The organism is Streptomyces sp. NPDC036815, assembly GCF_055609205.1.
Map to the genome: position 1 here is coordinate 1 of NZ_JBVJPW010000028.1, position 19,478 is coordinate 19,478.

General features: G+C 70.9%; 21 protein-coding genes. 14 read left to right on the forward strand and 7 right to left on the reverse strand.

Annotated elements, in window-relative coordinates; all coding sequences use genetic code 11:
• Positions 1 to 817: 817 nt before the first annotated feature.
• From ACZ69I_RS35345 to ACZ69I_RS35355, 3 genes are read right to left on the reverse strand one after another with little or no spacing between them, the layout of a single operon-like run.
• Positions 818 to 1,510 (reverse strand): WbqC family protein, encoded by a 693-nt coding sequence (locus ACZ69I_RS35345; protein WP_470836593.1) that lies wholly within the window; start codon positions 1,508 to 1,510, stop codon positions 818 to 820.
• 43 nt (positions 1,511 to 1,553) lie between these two features.
• Positions 1,554 to 2,222 carry a YdcF family protein gene (locus ACZ69I_RS35350; RefSeq protein WP_467682244.1) on the reverse strand — a complete coding sequence of 223 codons (669 nt, stop codon included), beginning with the start codon at positions 2,220 to 2,222 and terminating at the stop codon, positions 1,554 to 1,556.
• Positions 2,223 to 2,239: 17 nt separating this feature from the next.
• Positions 2,240 to 3,340 carry a hypothetical protein gene (locus ACZ69I_RS35355; protein WP_364807325.1) on the reverse strand — a complete coding sequence of 367 codons (1,101 nt, stop codon included), beginning with the start codon at positions 3,338 to 3,340 and terminating at the stop codon, positions 2,240 to 2,242.
• A gap of 155 nt (positions 3,341 to 3,495) precedes the next feature.
• On the opposite strand from ACZ69I_RS35355, the gene ACZ69I_RS35360 reads away from it, so the two are divergent.
• The 8 genes from ACZ69I_RS35360 (at position 3,496) to ACZ69I_RS35395 (ending at position 8,819) form a co-directional block, all read left to right on the forward strand.
• The gene (locus tag ACZ69I_RS35360; protein ID WP_362948580.1) at positions 3,496 to 3,924 is read left to right on the forward strand and encodes a hypothetical protein; all 429 of its coding nucleotides are present in this window, start codon (positions 3,496 to 3,498) and stop codon (positions 3,922 to 3,924) included.
• Positions 3,925 to 3,932: 8 nt separating this feature from the next.
• The gene (locus ACZ69I_RS35365; protein ID WP_467682240.1) at positions 3,933 to 4,334 is read left to right on the forward strand and encodes an ATP-binding protein; all 402 of its coding nucleotides are present in this window, start codon (positions 3,933 to 3,935) and stop codon (positions 4,332 to 4,334) included.
• Positions 4,331 to 4,792 (forward strand): hypothetical protein, encoded by a 462-nt coding sequence (locus ACZ69I_RS35370; RefSeq protein ID WP_470836595.1) that lies wholly within the window; start codon positions 4,331 to 4,333, stop codon positions 4,790 to 4,792. Before ACZ69I_RS35365 ends, ACZ69I_RS35370 begins: the two co-directional genes overlap by 4 nt.
• Before the next feature lie 52 nt (positions 4,793 to 4,844).
• Positions 4,845 to 5,966, forward strand: coding sequence for an adenosylhomocysteinase (locus ACZ69I_RS35375; protein WP_467682236.1), 1,122 nt, complete (start codon positions 4,845 to 4,847; stop codon positions 5,964 to 5,966).
• 5 nt (positions 5,967 to 5,971) lie between these two features.
• On the forward strand, positions 5,972 to 6,514 hold the full coding sequence (locus ACZ69I_RS35380) for an NUDIX hydrolase (RefSeq protein ID WP_467682234.1): 543 nt from the start codon (positions 5,972 to 5,974) through the stop codon (positions 6,512 to 6,514).
• Positions 6,515 to 7,184: 670 nt separating this feature from the next.
• Entirely contained in the window at positions 7,185 to 7,499 is a 315-nt protein-coding gene (locus ACZ69I_RS35385) for a hypothetical protein (RefSeq protein ID WP_467682232.1), read from the forward strand.
• Positions 7,471 to 7,797, forward strand: coding sequence for a hypothetical protein (locus ACZ69I_RS35390; RefSeq protein ID WP_470836597.1), 327 nt, complete (start codon positions 7,471 to 7,473; stop codon positions 7,795 to 7,797). The genes ACZ69I_RS35385 and ACZ69I_RS35390 overlap by 29 nt, the downstream gene beginning before the upstream one ends.
• 233 nt (positions 7,798 to 8,030) lie before the next feature.
• Positions 8,031 to 8,819: an alpha/beta fold hydrolase gene (locus ACZ69I_RS35395; RefSeq protein WP_470836599.1), complete on the forward strand. Its 789-nt coding sequence runs from the start codon at positions 8,031 to 8,033 to the stop codon at positions 8,817 to 8,819.
• A 136-nt stretch (positions 8,820 to 8,955) separates the two neighbouring features.
• Here ACZ69I_RS35395 and rox read toward each other — a convergent pair whose 3' ends face one another.
• The gene (gene rox / locus ACZ69I_RS35400; RefSeq protein WP_470836601.1) at positions 8,956 to 10,386 is read right to left on the reverse strand and encodes a rifampin monooxygenase; all 1,431 of its coding nucleotides are present in this window, start codon (positions 10,384 to 10,386) and stop codon (positions 8,956 to 8,958) included.
• Positions 10,387 to 10,487: 101 nt separating this feature from the next.
• On the opposite strand from rox, the gene ACZ69I_RS35405 reads away from it, so the two are divergent.
• Entirely contained in the window at positions 10,488 to 11,684 is a 1,197-nt protein-coding gene (locus ACZ69I_RS35405; RefSeq protein WP_467682223.1) for an epoxide hydrolase family protein, read from the forward strand.
• 6 nt (positions 11,685 to 11,690) lie between these two features.
• On the opposite strand, the gene ACZ69I_RS35410 is transcribed toward ACZ69I_RS35405, so the two are convergent.
• A complete protein-coding gene (locus ACZ69I_RS35410) occupies positions 11,691 to 12,107 on the reverse strand; it encodes a DUF5997 family protein (RefSeq protein ID WP_467682221.1) in 417 nt (138 codons plus the stop codon).
• 57 nt (positions 12,108 to 12,164) lie between these two features.
• Here ACZ69I_RS35410 and ACZ69I_RS35415 point away from each other — a divergent pair, with 57 nt between their 5' ends.
• The gene (locus ACZ69I_RS35415) at positions 12,165 to 12,962 is read left to right on the forward strand and encodes a LysR family substrate-binding domain-containing protein (RefSeq protein ID WP_470836603.1); all 798 of its coding nucleotides are present in this window, start codon (positions 12,165 to 12,167) and stop codon (positions 12,960 to 12,962) included.
• A 97-nt stretch (positions 12,963 to 13,059) separates the two neighbouring features.
• Here ACZ69I_RS35415 and ACZ69I_RS35420 read toward each other — a convergent pair whose 3' ends face one another.
• Positions 13,060 to 15,279: an NADP-dependent isocitrate dehydrogenase gene (locus tag ACZ69I_RS35420; protein WP_470836605.1), complete on the reverse strand. Its 2,220-nt coding sequence runs from the start codon at positions 15,277 to 15,279 to the stop codon at positions 13,060 to 13,062.
• 129 nt (positions 15,280 to 15,408) lie between these two features.
• Here ACZ69I_RS35420 and ACZ69I_RS35425 point away from each other — a divergent pair, with 129 nt between their 5' ends.
• The 4 genes from ACZ69I_RS35425 to ACZ69I_RS35440 are packed head-to-tail and all read left to right on the forward strand — an operon-like array spanning position 15,409 to position 19,040.
• Positions 15,409 to 16,017: a TetR/AcrR family transcriptional regulator gene (locus tag ACZ69I_RS35425; RefSeq protein ID WP_470836606.1), complete on the forward strand. Its 609-nt coding sequence runs from the start codon at positions 15,409 to 15,411 to the stop codon at positions 16,015 to 16,017.
• A 56-nt stretch (positions 16,018 to 16,073) separates the two neighbouring features.
• Positions 16,074 to 17,510: an MFS transporter gene (locus tag ACZ69I_RS35430; protein WP_470836672.1), complete on the forward strand. Its 1,437-nt coding sequence runs from the start codon at positions 16,074 to 16,076 to the stop codon at positions 17,508 to 17,510.
• Positions 17,507 to 18,496 (forward strand): aldo/keto reductase, encoded by a 990-nt coding sequence (locus ACZ69I_RS35435; RefSeq protein WP_467682213.1) that lies wholly within the window; start codon positions 17,507 to 17,509, stop codon positions 18,494 to 18,496. The genes ACZ69I_RS35430 and ACZ69I_RS35435 overlap by 4 nt, the downstream gene beginning before the upstream one ends.
• A gap of 19 nt (positions 18,497 to 18,515) precedes the next feature.
• Positions 18,516 to 19,040, forward strand: coding sequence for a DUF6314 family protein (locus tag ACZ69I_RS35440; protein WP_470836608.1), 525 nt, complete (start codon positions 18,516 to 18,518; stop codon positions 19,038 to 19,040).
• Here the strand turns inward: ACZ69I_RS35440 and ACZ69I_RS35445 are convergent.
• Entirely contained in the window at positions 18,991 to 19,449 is a 459-nt protein-coding gene (locus ACZ69I_RS35445; RefSeq protein ID WP_470836609.1) for a GNAT family N-acetyltransferase, read from the reverse strand. The two genes, ACZ69I_RS35440 and ACZ69I_RS35445, sit on opposite strands and share 50 nt — an antisense overlap.
• Positions 19,450 to 19,478 lie beyond the last annotated feature (29 nt).

The following is a 19,478-nucleotide window of genomic DNA, read 5'->3' on the forward strand; positions in this document are numbered from 1 at the left end:
CTCGCGAGAGTGGCTGGCCTCGAAGCCCGGCAGCGTGCTCCCGAAGCGAACGGGGACGCCCCCGAAGCCGATGACCGTGCCCTCGAAACACCACACAGGAATGCGCGGTTGCGCGGGCCGGCACGGCGAGACACGCGCAGAGTTGGGCGTCGGAATTCCCAACGAGATTGATCCCAGGTGCGGCTGGCCTGTTCCGCGGTGGAGTGTCCCACTGGGCGAGGTGCAGCCCAAGGCCCCGAGGCGAGGGCATTCGGAGGGACTCTCCTTGGTGCTCTCCTGGCGCCTGGGGCCGTGAGCAGATGCCGGAGTGTCGGCTGCCCACCCGGCAGGAGCTCAGTGCGGGAGGAGCCTTCCCTGGCGATTCGTGCCAGCCGCTCGTCGCCCAACGGAGGGCACTCCGGCAGGGCTCCGCCACAGTCACGGACTGGGCAAAGCAGCCGAAGCCCTGGTGAGGAGGGGTGCACGGTTCCACATCGGACCGCCCCGCACCACGCCCAGCAGCCGCTTCGGACGCGCCGGAGGTGATGTGGTGTTCGTCACATGGGCGAGAGCGTCGTCGCGTTAGCCGCCGGGCTGGCGGCGACCGCGCGGGAAGCCGACACGTCTCTGCGACTCCGCGTACGGCCCTAAGCGGAATCTCTGGCTGCCTGTTCTCCTGGGCGCCGCACCCGCGTGCGGGCCTGCCTTGGCTCCCGGCCCGGAGCTAAGAAGGCATGTGACCTAGGTGCATCCCGTACGCGATGGTGCAGGACGGAGTCGTACGCGACTGGGGACGTTCAGTGGTACGTCCCCCTCCTCGAGGAGGGGGACGGCTGCGTCAGGCGGCGGGCTGTAGGACGGTGTGGACGGCGGCGAGGGCCTGGAGCCGGTCGGCCACGGCATCCGGGCCGAGAGCCGCAAGGGCCCACAGGGCACTGAGCTGGCAGCCGGAGGAGCAGATATTGATCAACGGCGGCCGGAACGGCGCCACGGCGATGTTCCGGGCGGCGAAGGGCGCGGGGTCGAGATAGATCATGCCGCCGGTCCCGCACAGATACGCGCGGGCGCCGGTCGCGGCGGAGAGGTCCGCGAGCCGGACGGATCGGCCCGGCCGGGACGGGAGTTGGCTGCTGGTGAGGATCTGGCCCTTCCAGCCGAGCAGGTCCAGCAGGACGCGAGTGGAGATCTCGGCGACCGTCGCGGTCCGGCCGGTGGTGAAGGCGTCCAGCACCGGGCCCAGGGCCTTCGCGAGGGCGGGCCAGTGGGGGCTGGAGCCGTAGTGCTGCCGCAGCATCCCGGCGGTTCGACGGCAGGCCAAGGCAGGGTCGTCGATCCAGGCGTCCCGGATGAGGGTGGGCCGCCCATTGGGGAGGTGGGTGGGGATGGTGAGCCACTGCTGACGGGCCGGGTCGTCGAGGTCGGCGAGACGGGCTCGGTGCTGGTAGTCGCGGCGGGTGAACTGCACGTCGTCCAAGACGATCCAGTAGTCCGCCGCGAACAGCTTGGCCAGCGTCGTCAGTCTCGGGAACACATTGGGCTGATGAATCGCGCACAGCCCGCCCGGGGCGGGCAGGTCACGAGATGATGAGGCGGCTGGTGAAGCCGTCGGCGATGAGGGATTCGTACGCGGCATGCACGTCCTCCGGGACCTCCTGCTCGATGGCGAACCCGAGCTTCGGATACTCGATCACCCGCTGGAGATCACCGACGAGCATGTCCAGGACGAGCTTCTCGTCGCCGATGGACTTCAAGTAGTCGTCGAACTCCAGCGGCTCCGACGCGCACAGGATCTCGACGTCGGGCCACAGCTTGCGGGCGGTCGCGAACGATCGCCTCTCCATATAGGGCTTGGACACCAGCAGCACCGTGGTCGGGTGGATTCCGGCGCCGGTGAGGACCTCACGCGAGAGGGTGATGTTCTGCCCGGTGTTCCCGGCGTTGGGCTCCAGCAGGATCGCCTCGGCGGGGACACCGAGGTCGATGGCGTGCTCGCGGAAGTGGACGGCCTCGCCGCGCGGGAAGACCTTGGCGGTGGTGGGGCTGTTGCCGCCGGTGAACACCAGGGTCTTGAAGAGCCCGGCCTGATACAGCTCGGCGGAGTGGGCGGCGACGCCGAGGTCGTGGCTGCCCAGCCCGATCGCCACGTCGACGGGCCGCAGCTCGTGGTTCATCTGGTGGTAGTCCCAGATCAGCTTGGCCTGGCGCCACTGGTCCTCGGTGATGGCCTGCTGGTTGTCGCTCACGCGTCTTGTCTCCCTGGTCACCGTTGCCGGGGGCCGGTCGGCCCCTCGCTCATGGCCTTGATGCCCTCGATACTGCGCAGCTGGTGCACGAGTCCGTACTGCGCGGCTACCTTGGCGGCCTGGTCGAGGACGAGGTGTCCATCATCCCGGGTCGCTGCGTCGGAGAGCAGGATGTGGCCATGAGCGGTATCCAGTCGCACGCGTTGCATCGGTGATTCGGTGGTCCCGCTGTTGCGGGCGATGTCGATGAAGTGCAGGGCCTGGGTGAGGTCGCCGGCGCCGCGGCGGGCGAGGGCGAGTTTCTGATGGGCCACCGACCAGTCGTCGGGTTCCTGGAGGTCTTCGAAGTCGCGGGTCGCGGCCTGCATGACGCGGGTCGCATAGTCGTGGTTGCCGTCCTTGCTCAGCGCGGTCCCCACCCACAGCCGGGCCCTGGCACGGTCGCGACGGGAGAGCCGGTCGTCGACGGCGAGGGTCTCGTAGTTGCGGGCGGCGATCTCCAGCTTCCCGGACATCTCGGTCACGACCGCGAGTGACAGATCGAGCTGGGCGACGCGGCGGGGAATGTCGAGCTGGGTGAAGACGGAGCGGGCGCCGGCATAGGAGTGCTGGGCGGAGAGCGGGCCGAGAACGACGCCCTGGTCACGCTTGAGGTCGCCGAGCAAAGCCGTCGAGCGGGCGAAGAGATACAGGCCCTTGTCGTCGAGCTCAAGGGCCGTGAAGCGCGTGAGCCACCGGCTGAGCAAGCTGTCGGCGAAGGCGAAGTTCTGCCGGGACAGGGCGACCACGACACGGTCCAGATCGTCGGCCCACGATTCGTACTCCCAGGCCCGGGGACCTGAGGCGGTGACGCGGCGCCGGGCAGCGGTCGCGGCGTTGGACGTCTCGGACAGGAGTGTCTCGAAGCGCAGGTGAACGGCGGCGTCCGCACGGCCGAGCGCGGTGTCGAGGATGGCCTGGGTGTCGGGTCTGGGCTCGGTGGCCGCGAGCTTGGACTCCCACTTGGACACGGTCGCAACCGCCAGGCCGAGCTGCTGAGCGAAGGCCCGCACGCTCAGACGCAGGGCGAGACGCAGGGCCCTGGCCTCCAGGCCCGTCCAGTGGTGCACGGTCGCCACGCGTCACTCCCTTCCGCCAGTCATCGAAGCACGGTGCGTGCAGTCGGTGGGACGAAAGTGGAACGCAAGTAGAACAGGCGGTGATTGGCCGGGAGTTGGCCAGCATCCACGCTCAAGACGTCACCTCTTGTCGAGCCTTTTGGACGGTCTTCAGCATGGAACCCCTCACGGAGAATCGCCCGGTCAACGGCCCGGTCGTTTACGGCTTTCTGCGACTGGTGCGGGTCTCCGCCGCCCGGAAGGCGGCGCTGGCCGCCTCTCTTGCCGAGTACTGCCGCAACCACGAACTGCAGCTGTCCGGACTGTTCACCGACCGCGACGTGAGTTCCGGACCCGACTCGGCGGCGTTCACCGGGCTGCTGGACGTGCTGGCCCTGCCGGACGTCTATGGAGTGATCTCCCCGGCCATGTCGCACCTGGGGCCGAAGGCCATAGCTGCCGAACGCGGCCGGCGGATCGAGGCGGCCGGCTCCCGGCTGCTGCTGGTCCGCGGGCCCCGCCCCGCACACCCGTCCGTCTCCCGCGGCGGCTCGGTCCGTCGCCGCAGTCCGGGATCCACCCGCGTCCTGGACGCCGAGTCGTGAGGGCCACGATGACCGAAACGACCCAGTGGTTCTTCGAGCCCCGACCCGAATCGATCGGCCAGGCACGGCAGTTCACGACGGACGCCCTGGCCGAGTGGGGCCTTGAGGGCCGTGCCGAGGACATCCGGCTTTGTGTCTCCGAGCTCGCCACCAATGCCCTCGTCCACGCAGCCGTCGACGGCCACGGCTTCCTGGTCAAGCTCGATGCCGACGAGGAAGTCGTACGCCTGGAAGTCCACGACAGCCGCCGCCAGCACCCCAAGGCCCGCAAGGCCGCCGACACGGACACCTCCGGACGCGGCCTGACGCTGGTGAGCGTGCTCGCCGACGGCTGGGGAGTCCAGGACCACACCCCGTCCGGAAAGGTCGTCTGGTCCTGCTTCAAGGCTGCGGGAGGGGCGGCGTCATGACCGTCATCCTCACCCCGCCAGATCCGGAACTTCGACTGCTGGTCTCCCTCGCGTCCTGGACCTGGCCGGGCACCGGGCCGGACGGCCACGAGGTCGCGCACATCCTGATCACCCATACCCCGGCCCTGGCCACTCCCGACACTGTCGAGACCCGGATGCGGCGGCTGTCGGACAGCCTTGGCTCTCTGGCCGGCCCCCGGGAGGTCGTTCCGGAGATCGAGCGGTGCCTGCAGATCGTCGGCGACCAGGTGCTGGTGCACATCCCCGGCGCCTCTCGCCGGCTGCGGCTGCCCACCCGCCGGGCCTGGACCGAACTGGTCGCCCACAACGGTGACGCCGTCCTCCTGCTCGGGCTGGACCCACTGCCGCAGAGTGCCGACGCCGCCCGGCTCGATGCCTACCTGGATACCGCCCTCGCGGCCGGGCGGCTGCTGTTCGGACGCGCCCGCACCCGCTGAACCCCGGACTTTCCGCACGGCCCCCGGACCGAACGGATGAGAGGGAACTGCCATGGAAACCTTCGAACGCGCCCGCCTGGACGCCTACTTCGCCCGGATCGCCACCCAGTTCGCCCTGGACGAGCAGACCGCATCGTTCCTGATCACGCACCTGCTGCCGGAGCGGCCCGCGTTCGTCCAGGCCGTCGCCGCGATGACCCGGCTCACCGCGGTGCTGCCCAAGCCGAAGTCCATCCACCCGGCCGCCAAGCGCGAGGTCGAGCAGACCGTCCCCGTCGACATCCTCACCCGCGAGATGTTCACCGAGCCCGATGACGCCCTGGACTACCTCGAATCCCGGGCCGCAGGCGAGACGGCCTGCCTGCTGGACGTCGGTGGCTACTTCGCCCCCACCCTCGCCGAGGTCCACAGCCGGTTCACCGGACGGATCGCCGGGGTGATCGAGGACACCGAGAACGGGCACCGCCGCTACGCGGACCTCGACAAACTGCCCTGCCCCGTCATCTCCGTCGCCCGCTCTCCCTTGAAGGACCCCGAGGACTTCCTCGTCGGACAGTCCGTGGTCTTCTCCACTGAGGCCGTCATGCGCGGCCGCGGGGACATCCTCCACGGCCGCCCCGCCCTCGTGATCGGCTTCGGGAAGCTCGGCAGTTCGATCGCCCGGCTCCTGCAGGCCAAGGGAGTGCAGGTCACCGTCTTCGACATCGACCCCGTCCGCCGCACCCAGGCCCTCTCCCAGGGCTTCACCGTCGCCCGCGACCGCGAGACCGCCCTGACCGGTGCCGGCCTGGTCCTCTGCGCAACCGGCGCGATCTCCCTGCGCGGCGAGGACTTCGGGCATCTCCGCAATGGCGCCTACGTTGCCACCGTCACCAGCAGCGAGGACGAACTCGACCTCGCCGGACTCCCCGACGTCTACACCCGCACGATCGTCGGCGAGCACGTCACCCGCTACCGGACCACCGGCCACTACTTCTATCTGGCGAACGGCGGCAACGCCGTCAACTTCATCCACGGCGCCAGCGTTGGGCCATTCATCTTCCTGGTCCAGGCCGAGATCCTCGCCGCGATCAGGATGCTCACCCGCGAAGACCTCGCCCCCGGTATCCATGAGGTCCCCGCACCCGACCGCGAAGCCATCGCAGCGACCTGGCTCTCCTACTTCAACAGGTGATCACCATGACCATCACAGCCGACCACATCCGCACCACCATCGCCGCCTACCTCGACCAACATCCCGACGACAAGCGCGAACTCGGCGTCGTCCTCGGCTTCCTGGACGATGGCGACGACCTCACCCACCGCACCACGCTGCCCGGGCACGTCACCGCCGGGGCGATCCTCGTCGGCCCCGACGGCCGCATCCTGCACATTCTTCATAACGCGACCCAGAAGTGGCTGCTGCCTGGGGGCCATCTGGAGGCTTCGGACAACACGCTCCTGCAGGCCGCCGGCCGTGAACTGGCCGAGGAGACCGGCATCCCGCCCCACGTGGTCTCCCCGCACAGCGAAGTCCCGCTGCACATCGATGTCCACCCCATCGACGCCAGCCCCGCCAAGGGCGAGCCCGCCCACCAGCACTTCGACTTCCGGTTCCTGTTCCGCACTACCGCAGACATCGGCGACTTGCAGACCGAAGAGGTCTCCGAGGCCGCCTGGCGCAATGCCGACGAGATCACCGACTCTCAACTGCGATCCCGCATCACCGCAGCCCTGCGCTGAACCATCCCCGGCCAGATAGCCGCCCCTGATCCCACCTCTTGCGCGGCAGGACCGGACCGGGAAACCACCTGGTCACGGGCCTGCCGCCTGAGACCTGCGAGGGGTCGAAGGGTCTGAAGGGGCCGAGTTTCGAAAAAGGCACTGGTGAGGAGAACGTCGCGGACCGGTGCGACGATGGCGAGTTCGACGACACCTGGCCCGACACTGCCGGCCGCCTCGCCGAAGCCGCGGAACTCGAAGCGGGGAAGACCTGCGAAGCCTGTGGTGAGCCCGGACGCGCCCGCTTCCACGGCGACCAACACGGCACCTGGATCAAGGCCCTTTGCGATGGCTGCAGGGCACTCCCTGGCGCCGCTCTATATCATTTCGCGATCGGACAAGTGAAGAACGTAAGCACATTGGTTCGCAAATCTTCGATGCTCCACGCCATATTGTGGTCAATTTCGAAGAAAGGTCGCCATCGCCGGGCAGAGGGTGCTGCCGTGGATAGATGGGCGGTGCAACGAGGGCAGTGATCCCATCGGAGTCAAGTCACCTTGATCAGTTGGCCATTGAGTATGACGGGGATGTCACCGAGCGGGATCGGCTACGGCTCGATGACGACTGGCCTCGTCGGTGGAGTTCGTCATGGCGGGTGGGTGCTGGCGAAGTCTGTTGACCAATCCGAGACATGGCGCACGTGCCGGTGCTGTCATCACGTCCGATGCGGGGGTTCACATGGCGGGCGAAGCAACGGCATCGCCCCGGCCTGGAGTTGATGGCCTCAACAGGCAGGCAACACGGCTTCGAGTCGCTGGAAGAGATGCGCTTGCTCGTCACGCTGGACTTCTTGAAGGCATCGGAGGTGCTGTCGCAGCCGTTCCGGCTGGACTTCGAGCATACGGGCGGACAGGCATGGCATATCCCGGACTTCCTGGCGGTGGGTGGTCCGCAGCGACCGAAGGGACCGCCGACAGGTGTTCCTCCAGGACGACGCCGACCATGAGACCTGGCACATCCTGCGCTGGCGAGGGCTGCCTCCCGACGGCGAGATCCCCGCCTCCTCGGACAAGACCGCAGGCGACCTTCTGGCGCACGTGAAGGCGAACAACATCAGGATCCACTCCGAGAGCGAGCTCCTGGAGCACCTGCTGGGGATCCTCGGCTCGGTCACCCCCGTTGACCAGTGGCCCAGCCAGGCCAAGAAGAAGGCCGGAAAGAAGCGGCGCGTCGCCCAGGCCCGCGAGATCACCCGAGCACAGGCCGCTGCGGCCGACCGCCCCGCCGCACCGGCACCCGTTTGAGGTGCCAACTATCTCGCTCAAGATGTGCCAACAAGAATTCTCCAAGCCGCCCTGACCTGCACAGCTCGGACCGAGAAGTGCCAACTAAGAATCTCGGTCACACGCAGAGCACGATCACCCTTCATGATCGCTGCACGCGCGACGTGCCTCTTGGTCGGTGGAGGCGACCGCGATTGGCTGAGGACCTCACCCCACCGCGCGGCCCGACCGGGCCCACGAGGCCGAGGAGAAACGTGCCCAGCCTGGACGTCAACGACACGACCCTGCACTACGAGGACGAGGGGACCGGCCCCGCGCTGCTGTTCCTGCACGGGTGGGGCACCAGTGGGCGGGCCTGGGACGCCCAGGTGCCCGAGTTCGCCCGGGACCACAGGGTGGTCACCGTCGACTGGCGGGGCTGCGGGCGGTCGGCCCACCCGGCCCGCGGCAACACCGTCACGGACGTGGTCGACGACCTGGTGGCGCTGATGGAGGCGCTGCGGCTGGAGCGGCCCGTGGTCGTCGGCTCGTCGATCGGCGGGACCTTCGCCGTCGAACTGGGGGTACGGCGGCCCGAGCTGATCGCGGGCGTCGTTCCGGTGGGAGCGCCCGGGTACTGGCCGTCGAAGGGGGCCCAGGCGGAACTCGTCGCCGCCCTGCGCCGCGACCGGGCCCGCACGGTCGCCGACTGGGTCCCCACGTGGTTCGCGCCGGGCACCGCGCCCGCCCTCGTCGACCGAACCGTCCGCCAGATCCTGGCATCCGGCGTCCACATCGACGAACACCAGGCCACCGCCCACCGCTACGACCCGCGCCCCCTGCTGCCGGGACTGCGGGTGCCGGTCCACTACGTCCACGGCGAGCTGGACACCGCGATCCCCGTGGAGGTGGCCCGCACCTGCGCCGCCCTCACCCCCGGCGCCACGCTCGACGTGCTCGACGGCGCCGGTCACATGCCGCACCAGGAGCTCCCCGACCGCTTCAACGCGGCGGTGCGGACCGCGCTCGCCGGGATGACACGGGCCGCGGAGGACGACGTCTGAAGTTCTGTAGGGCCGGTCGCGGCATTCCCGTGGGCATGCACCCGGTGGAGAGGAAACCCACGGTCGAGGTCGTGCTCACCACGTTGCACCCGGGGCGGAAAATTCGGTGGCGCCTCGCACGCGGCCTCCGGTGGCCTCACCTCGCAGCCTCTCCGAACCACGTGGGCAACCGGGCGAGCAGCTCGCCCTGGTCCTCACCGGCCCATGCCACGTGCCCGTCCGGGCGCAGCAGCACCGCGGGGACGTCGAGTTCCTCGCCGGCGTCGACGACGTGGTCGACCCGGTCCGCCCAGCCCTCCACCGAGAGCCGCCCCGTCCGGTCGAGGAGCAGGCCGCGGCCCGCGCGCGTCAGCTCGTAGAGGCGGCCGCTCCGCTCCAGCTGCACGTCGCGCAGCCGTCGCCCGAGCAGTTCGTGGCCCTCGCCGAAGTCGTACCGGACGTCCACGGCGGTGACCATCCCGGTCACGTACCGGTTGACCTCCTCGAAGTCCATGAGTTTCGAGAACAGTTCGCGCAGCGCGGTCGGGCCCGCGCCGTCGCCGAGGAGCGTGATCTGCGCGCGGGTGTTCTGCAGTACGGCGGCGCCCACCGGGTGCCGTTCGGCGTGGTAGCTGTCCAGGAGCCCGTCCGGCGCCCAGCCGTCGACGGCGGCGGCCAGCTTCCAGCCGAGGTTGAACGCGTCCTGGAGGCCGAGGTTGAGACCCTGGCCGCCGGTCGGCGGGTGGATGTGCGCCGCGTCTCCGGCGAGCAGCACCCGGCCGACCCGGTAGCGCTCGGCCTGTCGGGTGGCGTCGCCGAAGCGGGACAGCCAGCGCGGCGAGTGCGCGCCGAAGTCGGTGCCCGCGACCGCCCTCAGCCGCGCCGCGAACTCCTCGATGACCGGCGCGGTCGTACGGTCCTCGGCCACCCCCTCGGCGGGCACGACGACGCGGTACACCCCCTCCCCGACCGGCGTCGCCCCGAACCGCAGTTGGGTCCTGCGGACCTCCTCGACGACGGCGGCGATCGTCGCCGGGTCCTCGGTCAGGGCCACCTCGCCGAGGAGCGTCTCGACCGTGGCGGGTTCGCCGGGGAAGTCGACGCCGAGCTGCTTGCGCACCACGCTGCGCCCGCCGTCGCACCCGACGAGGTAGCGCGAACGCAGCTGCGTGCCGTCCGCCAGGCCGACCGTCACCGCGTCCTCGTCCTGGGACACCGCGACCACTTCGCAGCCGCGCCGGATCTCCGCGCCGACTTCGAGGGCGTGCTCGTTGAGCAGCCGCTCGGTGAGGGGCTGCGGGGTGGCGACCCCGTACGGGTGCGCCGTGTCGAGCCGGTCGGGCCACGGCTTCATGATGCCGCCGAAGAAGCCGCCGGCCTGGAACTTCTCGCTCACCGCGAGGAACCGGCCGAGGAGGCCGCGCTGGTCCATCAGCTCGACGCTGCGCACGTGCAGCCCCTGCCCGCGGGACTCCTGTGTCTGCTCGGTCAGCTTCTCCAGCACGACCACGTGGACACCGTGCAGACGCAGTTCGCCGGCGAGCATCAAGCCGGTCGGTCCGCCACCGACCACGATCACGTCAATCATCACAACGCCCATTCAGCGAGAGACAGGATTGGAGGCGATCATTCTGCGGCACGAAAGCAACCGGTCCCTGCCGGAGGGCGCCCGACGTAGCATGCGCAGCGATGACGACCTTGAACGACAGCACCCTCCGGCCCTACCGCCTCGACATACCCCAGGCGGATCTGGACGACCTCCACGCCCGGCTCGACCGTACGCGCTGGCCCGACGAACTGCCCGGAGTCGGCTGGGCGTACGGCATTCCGCGCGACTACCTCAAGGAGCTCGTGCACCACTGGCGGCACACGTACGACTGGCGGGCCGCCGAAGCCGCGCTGAACGAGTGGCCGCAGTTCACGACCACGATCGACGGGGCGCACATCCACTTCGCCCACATCCGGTCCCCCGAGCCGGACGCGACACCGCTCCTCATGACGCATGGCTGGCCCGGCTCGATCGTCGAGTTCGCCGACGTCGTCGGCCCGCTCACCGACCCGCGGGCGCACGGAGGCGATCCGGCCGACGCCTTCCACCTGGTGCTCCCCGGCATTCCCGGTTTCGGCCTCTCCGGGCCGACCCGGGAGACCGGCTGGGAGTTCCGGCGGGTCGCCCTCGCCTGGGCCGAACTCATGGCACGGCTCGGCTACGAGCGGTACGGGGTGCAGGGCGGCGACTGGGGTGCCGGAATCTCCCGCGAGCACGGCAGGCTGCGGCCGGAGCACGTCATCGGCGTCCATCTGAACCTGCTGCCGAACTCGGCACAGACCCACGAGCCGGACGAGCGGGAGCTCGCCGCGCTTGACGCTCCGGAGCGCGAGCGGACGCTGGCCTCCTGGGAGCGGATGCGGGCGTGGAGCCGGGACCGGCAGGGGTACGCCGACATCCAGACGACCCGCCCGCAGACCCTCGCGTACGGCCTGACGGACTCGCCCGTGGGTCAACTGGCGTGGATCGTCGAGAAGTTCAAGGAGTGGACCGACTCCGGGGACCGCCCGGAGGACGCCGTCGACCGGGACCGGATGCTCACGAACGTGATGCTGTACTGGCTGACCGGCACGGCGGGTTCGTCCGCCCGGATCTACTACGAGCGGGCGCGGGCCGCCTATACCGGCAACCCGCCCGAGCCGTCACCGACGCCGACCGCGCTGGCCGACTTCCCCCGCGACAACTTCATCCCGCTGCGCCACATCGCGGACCGCACCAACAACATCGTGCAGTGGACGACGTACGACCGGGGCGGTCACTTCGCGGCGATGGAGCAGCCCGACCTGCTGGTGGCCGACGTACGCAGGTTCTTCCGCACGCTGCGTACGCGCGACTGACCCGTCTCAGGAACGGGGGTCGTCGCCGCGCGCCGCGCGCTGCTCCGCCTGCTCGGCGCGCTTCTCCTTGATGCGCACGGTCTCCTTGCGGACCTCTGCCTGGGTGGCGCGCTCCTGGCGCAGCCAGCCGGGCTGCTCCTCCTTCAGGGCGTCGATCTGCTCCGTGGTCAGCGCCTCGGTGATGCCGCCGCGGGCGAGGCCCGCGATGGAGACACCGAGCTTGGCCGCGACGACGGGGCGGGGGTGCGGGCCGTTGCGCCGCAGCTCCTGCAGCCACTCGGGCGGGTCGGTCTGCAGCGCGTTCAGCTCGCTGCGCGAGACGACGCCCTCCTGGAACTCGGCGGGCGTGGCCTCGAGGTACACACCCAGCTTCTTCGCCGCGGTCGCGGGCTTCATGGTCTGGGTGGTCTGGTGCGACGTCATGGGTCAAGGGTATCGAGCATGTGCGCTACTCCTGACCACGCCGGGTAGCCTGGCGAGGTGACAGGCTCGGAAAGCTCCCCTTCGTTCCGGCTCGCCTACGTCCCCGGAGTGACGCCCGCCAAATGGGTGCGGATCTGGAACGAGCGGCTGCCCGACGTCCCCCTGACCCTCCTCCCGGTCTCCGCCGACGAGGCGCCCGGCGTGCTGCGCGCGGGCGGCGCCGACGCCGGTTTCGTACGGCTGCCCTTCGACCGTACGGACCTCAGCGCGATCCCCCTCTACACGGAGACCACTGTCGTCGTGGCCCCCAAGGACCACGTCGTGGCCGCGGTCGAGGAGGTGTCCTGCGAGGACCTGGCCGACGACATCGTGTTCCACCCGCTCGACGAGACGCTGGAGTGGGAGCGGCGGCCCGGCCTGCCCGCGCACGAGCGCCCCACGACGACCGAGGACGCCGTCGAGCTCGTCGCGGCGGGCGTGGGTCTCCTGGTGGTCCCGCAGTCGCTCGCCCGCCTGCACCACCGCAAGGACCTCACCTACCGCCCGGTGACGGACGCCCCGGAGTCGCGCGTCGCCCTGTCGTGGCCGGAGGACGAGACCACCGACCTGGTCGAGGACTTCATCGGGATCGTCCGCGGCCGGACGGTCAACAGCTCGCGGGGCCGCGACCGGACCCCGGCGAAGGACCAGGCCAAGGACCAGGCCAAGGCCAAGGCGGCGGCCCAGCCGAAGCGGAAGCCCGCGGCGGGCGCGTCGGGGAGCAGGTCCGGGGGCAGGACGGCCGGGAAGCCGCAGCGCGGCGCCGCCGCCCGGCCCAAGCCCGCCAAGCGCGGCAAGCCCCGGCGCCGCTCGTAGCGCCGCGCCCGTAGCCGCCGCACGCGTAGGCGTCGTACGACGGAGGGGCCCCCGCCACATCGGCGGGGGCCCCTCTGTCTGCTGTGTACCGGAAGCGTCAGCCCAGGATCGAGAGCGCCTGGTTGAGCGTCGCGGACGGGCGCATGACCGCGGAGGCCTTGGCGGCGTCCGGCTGGTAGTAGCCGCCGATGTCGGCCGGGGAGCCCTGCACCGCGACGAGCTCGTCGACGATGGTCTGCTCCTGCTCGGTCAGCGTCTTGGCCAGGGCCGCGAACGCCTCCGCGAGCTGCGTGTCGTCGGTCTGCTTGGCCAGCTCCTGGGCCCAGTACAGGCCGAGGTAGAAGTGGCTGCCGCGGTTGTCGATGCCACCGAGGCGACGGCTCGGCGACTTGTCGTTCTCCAGGAACGTCGCCGTGGCGCGGTCCAGGGTGTCGGCGAGGATCTGCGCGCGGGCGTTGCCCGTAGTGGTGGCGAGGTGCTCGAAGCTCACCGCGAGGGCGAGGAACTCGCCCAGGCTGTCCCAGCGCAGGTAGTTCTCCTTGACCAGCTGCTGGACGTGCTTCGGGGCGGAGCCGCCGGCGCCCGTCTCGAAGAGGCCGCCGCCGTTCATCAGCGGGACGACCGACAGCATCTTGGCGCTGGTGCCCAGCTCGAGGATCGGGAACAGGTCGGTGAGGTAGTCGCGCAGGACGTTGCCGGTGACGGAGATGGTGTCCTCGCCGCGGCGGATGCGCTCCAGGGAGAACGCGGTGGCGTCGACCGGCGACATGACCCGGATGTCCAGGCCGTCGGTGTCGTGGTCGGCGAGGTAGCGCTCGACCTTGCCGATGAGCACGGCGTCGTGGGCGCGGCTCTCGTCGAGCCAGAACACGGCCGGGTTGCCGGTGGCGCGGGCGCGCGTGACGGCGAGCTTGACCCAGTCCTGGATCGGCGCGTCCTTGGTCTGGCACATGCGGAAGATGTCGCCGGTGGCGACGGTCTGCTCCAGGACGACGTTGCCGGCGCCGTCGAGGACCCGGACGTTGCCCGTGGTCGGGATCTCGAAGGTCTTGTCGTGGCTGCCGTACTCCTCGGCCTTCTGCGCCATCAGGCCGACGTTCGGGACCGAGCCCATCGTCGACGGGTCGAAGGCGCCGTTGGCGCGGCAGTCGTCGAGGACGACCTGGTAGACGCCGGAGTAGCTGCTGTCCGGCAGGACCGCGAGGGTGTCGTGCTCGCCGCCGTCCGGGCCCCACATGTGGCCGGAGGTGCGGATCATGGCCGGCATGGAGGCGTCGACGATGACGTCGCTCGGGACGTGCAGGTTCGAGATGCCCTTGTCGGAGTCGACCATGGCGAGCTCGGGGCCCTCGGCCAGCTCGGCCTCGAAGGACGCCTTGATCTTCTCGCCCTCGGGGAGCGACTCGAGGCCCTTGAAGATGCCGCCCAGACCGTCGTTCGGGGTCAGGCCGGCGGCCGCGAGGACGTCACCGTGGGCGGCGAAGGTCTTCGGGAAGAAGGCGCGGACCACGTGGCCGAAGACGATCGGGTCGGAGACCTTCATCATCGTGGCCTTGAGGTGCACGGAGAAGAGGATGCCCTCGGCCTTGGCGCGGGCGACCTGCTCCTTGAGGAACTCGCGCAGGGCGGCGACGCGCATCACGGAGGCGTCGACGACCTCGCCCGCGAGGACCGGTACGGACTCGCGCAGGACCGTGGTGGAGCCGTCGTCACCGGTGAGCTCGATGCGCAGCGAACCGGCCTCGGCGATCACCGCGGACTTCTCGGTGGAGCGGAAGTCGTTCTCGCCCATCGTGGCGACGTTCGTCTTCGAGTCGGCCGTCCAGGCGCCCATGCGGTGCGGGTGGGCCTTGGCGTAGTTCTTGACCGACGCGGGGGCGCGGCGGTCGGAGTTGCCCTCGCGCAGGACCGGGTTGACGGCGCTGCCCTTGACCTTGTCGTAGCGGGCGCGGATGTCGCGCTCCTCGTCGGTCTTCGGGTCGTCCGGGTAGTCGGGGAGCGCGTAGCCCTGGCCCTGCAGCTCGGCGACCGCGGCCTTCAGCTGCGGGATCGAGGCCGAGATGTTGGGCAGCTTGATGATGTTCGCCCCGGGCGTCTTGGCGAGCTCGCCGAGCTCGGCGAGGGCGTCGTTGATGCGCTGGCCCTCCTCCAGACGCTCCGGGAAGCTCGCGATGATCCGCCCCGCGAGCGAGATGTCACGGGTCTCCACGCTGACCCCGGCGGTCGAGGCGTAGGCCTGGATCACCGGCAAGAACGAATGGGTCGCCAGGGCCGGGGCCTCGTCAGTGTGGGTGTAGATGATGGTCGAGTCAGTCACCGGGTGCTCCGCTCCGCGTCTGCAACATTGCTCGACATCAAGATATCTCCTACCTCCCCCGTCCCGGACAGGGCCCTCGGGCCCCCAATCTTCGTAGACAGTGTCTACGCGATGTAGTAGACAGTGTCTATGACTGAAGCGGTGAGCGGGGACGAACCGGAGGCCGGGCTGCGGGCGCGGCTCGTGGACGTGGGGGTGGAGCTCCTTGCGACGCAGGGGGTGCAGGCGCTGACGCTGCGGGAGATCGCCCGCAGGGCCGGGGTCTCGCACGGAGCGCCCCGGCGCCACTTCCCCACGCACGTGGCGCTGCTGTCCGCCATCGCCCGGCGCGGCTTCGCCGAGCTGGCCGCCCAGGCGGAACGGGCCGCGGGGGACGGAACCGGTCAGGACGCGCGTACGCGGCTGAGGGCGCTGAGCCGCGCCTACCTCGGGTTCGCCGCGACGCACCGCGGCATGTTCGAGCTGATGTTCCGCCACGACCTCCTGGAGAGCGGTCAGCTCGGGCTGCGGGAGACCAGCCTGCCGCTCTTCGACGTCCTGGTCGCTCTCGTCGCCGAGGCCCGGCCCGCCGCGTCCGGCACGGGGGCGCGGGTCGCCGCCGGCGCGCTGTGGGCGAACCTGCACGGGATCGCGCAGCTGTGGGGCTGGGGCAGCCTGCCTCTCGCCTCGGGCGCGGACGACGTGGAGACGCTGCTCGACGCCGCGCTGGAGGCGCACCTCGGACCGGAGCGCACGTGACCCGGCCGAGTACCGCCCCGCGCCACCTCACCCTCGCCTGCAGCGTCGTCGGGGCCATGGTCGTCGCGCTGGACGGCACCGTGCTCACCGTCGTCCAGCCCGCTCTGCGGCGCGATCTGGACGCCTCGTTCGCGCAGGTGCAGTGGACCAGCACCGGTTATCTGATCGCCGTGGCGAGCCTGCTCGTCTTCGCCGGGCGGCTCGGCGACCGCTACGGGCACCGGCGGCTCTTCGCCGTCGGCACGCTCGGTTTCGCGGCCGCCTCCGCGGGCGTCGGCCTCGCCCCGGACGTCGGCTCGGTGATCGCGCTGCGCGTCGCCCAAGGGGTCTTCGGGGCGCTGCTGCAGCCCGCGACGCTCGGCATGCTCCGGGCCGCGTTCCCGCCCGAACGGCTCGGCGTGCCGATCGCGCTGCGGACGAGCGCGATCGGGCTCGCGGCCGCCGCGGGCCCCGTACTGGGCGGGGCGCTCGCCACCCATCTGGGCTGGCGTTCCGTGTTCTTCCTCAGCGTCGTGCCCGCGCTCGCGATCGGCGTACTGGCGCTGGTGGTGCGCGTGCCGGACCCGCGCGGGGAGGGAGCGGCGCCCGCGCTCGACCTGTCCGGTGCCGGGCTGCTCGCGGTCGCGCTGGCCTGCCTCGTCCACACGCTGGTCGGCGTTCCGGAGAGCGGCTGGACGACGGCCACCGCGGCGGGTTCGCTGGTGGCGGTGGTCACGGGCGGCGCGTTCGTCCGGCACGAACGGCGCACGGCGGGGCCGCTGGTGCCGCCCGGCCTGCTCCGCTCGGCCGCGGTCGGCCCCGCGCTCGGCGTGCTCGTCGCGGCGTCCGCGTCGATGTTCGGGGCACTCTACGTCGCGACGTACTTCCTGCAGGACGTGCTGGCGCTCGATCCGCTGCACAGCGCGCTGACCGCCCTGCCGCTCGCGGTCATGATGGTGGTGGGCGCGCCGCTCTCGGCCGTCCTGCTGCGCCGGGCGGGCCCGCGCCGGACGATCACCGGCGCCATGGCGGTGCTCGCCCTCGGCGTCCTGGCCCTCTCCCGGCTGGACCAGACGTCGGGTCCGGTGGCGGCCGCAGGCGCGTTCGTCCTCCTGGGAGCGGGGTTCGGGACGGTGATGGTCGCGGCCACGGCCGTCGTCGTACGCCATGCGCCGGTGGCCGACGCCGGGGTGGCGGGCGGACTCCAGCAGACGGCGATGAACGTGGGCCCCGCGCTGGGCATCGCCCTGGCGACGACCCTGATGACCGCGTCCGCCTCCCCCGCGGGAGGCCGCCCGCACGGCCCCGACGACGCCTTCCTCTCCGCGCTGCCCACGACGCTGACGGTCCTGGCCGCAGTGGCGGCACTCGGCACGCTGCTGGCGACGCGCACCCCGCACGCGGTCGGCGCGGCATCACGCCTTGACCTGGAGTCCTCTCCAACTCCTAGTGTCGTTCTCGATCACGGGGAAGAGCCCGGATCGCCCGGAACATCCCAGGAGGTACCAGCATGACCAGCCTTCCCACGCGCCGCCTCGGCGCACTGACCGTCTCGGCGCAGGGCCTCGGCTGCATGGGGATGAGCCACGGCTACGGAACGTCGGACGACACGCAGTCGGTCGCCACGATCCACCGCGCCCTCGACCTCGGCGTCACCCTGCTCGACACCTCCGACTTCTACGGCGACGGCCACAACGAGCGGCTCATCGGCCGCGCGCTGGACGGCGCGCGCCGTGAACAGGCCGTCCTCGCCACGAAGTTCGGCTTCGCCAACCGGCTCGGCGAGCCCCCGCACATCCGGGGCGACGCGGCGTACGTACGCGAGGCCTGCGACGCCTCGCTGCGCCGCCTGGGCGTCGACCACATCGACCTGTACTACCTGCACCGGGTGGACAGGACCGTACCGATCGAGGAGACCTTCGGCGCGATGGCCGAGCTGGTCGCGGCCGGCAAGGTGCGCCACCTCGGACTCTCCGAGGCCAGTGCGGGCACGGTCCGGCGGGCGCACGCCGTGCACCCCGTCACCGCGCTGCAGAGCGAGTGGTCGCTGTGGACCAGGGACCTGGAGGCGGAGATCGCGCCGGTCTGCCGTGAACTCGGCATCGGCATCGTGCCGTTCTCGCCGCTCGGGCGCGGCTTCCTCACCGGCCGCTACACCTCGCTCGACGGGCTCCCGCAGGACGACCTGCGCCGCACCCAGCCCCGCTTCGCGGACGGCAACCTGGAGCAGAACCTGTCCATCGTGGAGACCCTGGACGCGCTCGCCGCCGAGAAGGGCGTCACGGCCGGGCAGCTGGCGCTGGCCTGGGTGCAGCACCGGGGCGACGACGTGGTGCCGATCCCGGGCACGCGGCGCGAGAAGTACCTGGCGGAGAACGTCGGGGCCGTCGCGATCGAGCTGTCCGCCGACGAGCTCGCCGCGATCGACGCGGCGGCGCCCGCGGACGGCGTCGCGGGCACCCGCTACGACGAGCGCAGCCTGGCGGTGGTGAACGGATAGACCCGCGTAACCTGCGGGTATGTCCTCTCAGCCCGAGCCCCGGGCCCTACATCCCGTGCCCCGGGCCCTGGAGCACCTCGCCGGGGAGTGGCGTGTCGAGCGCACGGTGTACGACCTCGCGGACGGATCCGAGGGCCGCTTCACCGGGACGACGCTCTTCTCGCCGCTGCCCGCCCCGGCGGCCGGCGGACTCCTGCACCACGAGTCCGGCACCTTCACCTGGCACGGCGCCGCCCGCCCCGCCGAGCGCACGCTGCGCTTCCTGCCCGGCGAGGCGGCGGGCACCGTACGCGTGGAGTTCGCCGACGGACGCTTCTTCCACGACCTCGACCTGCGCACGGGCCGCTGGACGACGGAGCACCCCTGCGTGCGCGACCTCTACCGCGGCGAGTTCGAAGTGGTCGACGCGGACCACTGGCGCACCCGGTGGCGGGTCGGCGGCCCGGCCAAGGACCTGCTGCTCGTCACGGAGTACCACCGGCCGGACCGCGCCCCTACTGGTTGCCGCGCGCCATCCACTTCTCCGGGGCTTCGAGCCCCTTGAAGCCGAGCTTTTCGTAGACGCCGTGCGCGTCGCCCGTGGCGAGCAGCATCCGGCGCACTCCGTACGGCTCCAGGTGGTCGCAGATCGCGCCGACGAGCGCGGTGCCGAGCCCCTTGCCGCGCGCTCCGGGGGCGACGTACACGTCGCAGAGCCACGCGAAGGTGGCCCGGTCGGTCACCACCCGGGCGTACGCGACCTGCTCCCCCGAGCCCGGACTCGCTTCGTACACACCGAAGTTGAGCGATCCGGCGATCGCCGCGTCCTGCTTCTCGCGGGTACGCCCGAGCGCCCAGTACGCGTCGGTGGAGAGCCAGTGGTGGACGCGGGCGGCGTCGATGCGGGCCGGGTCGGCGGACATCTCGTAGCCGTCGGGAAACGTGGCGCTGTCATGCGTGGCACTGTCATTCATGGGCCCGAGCCTGGCAGCGGCCGCCGCAC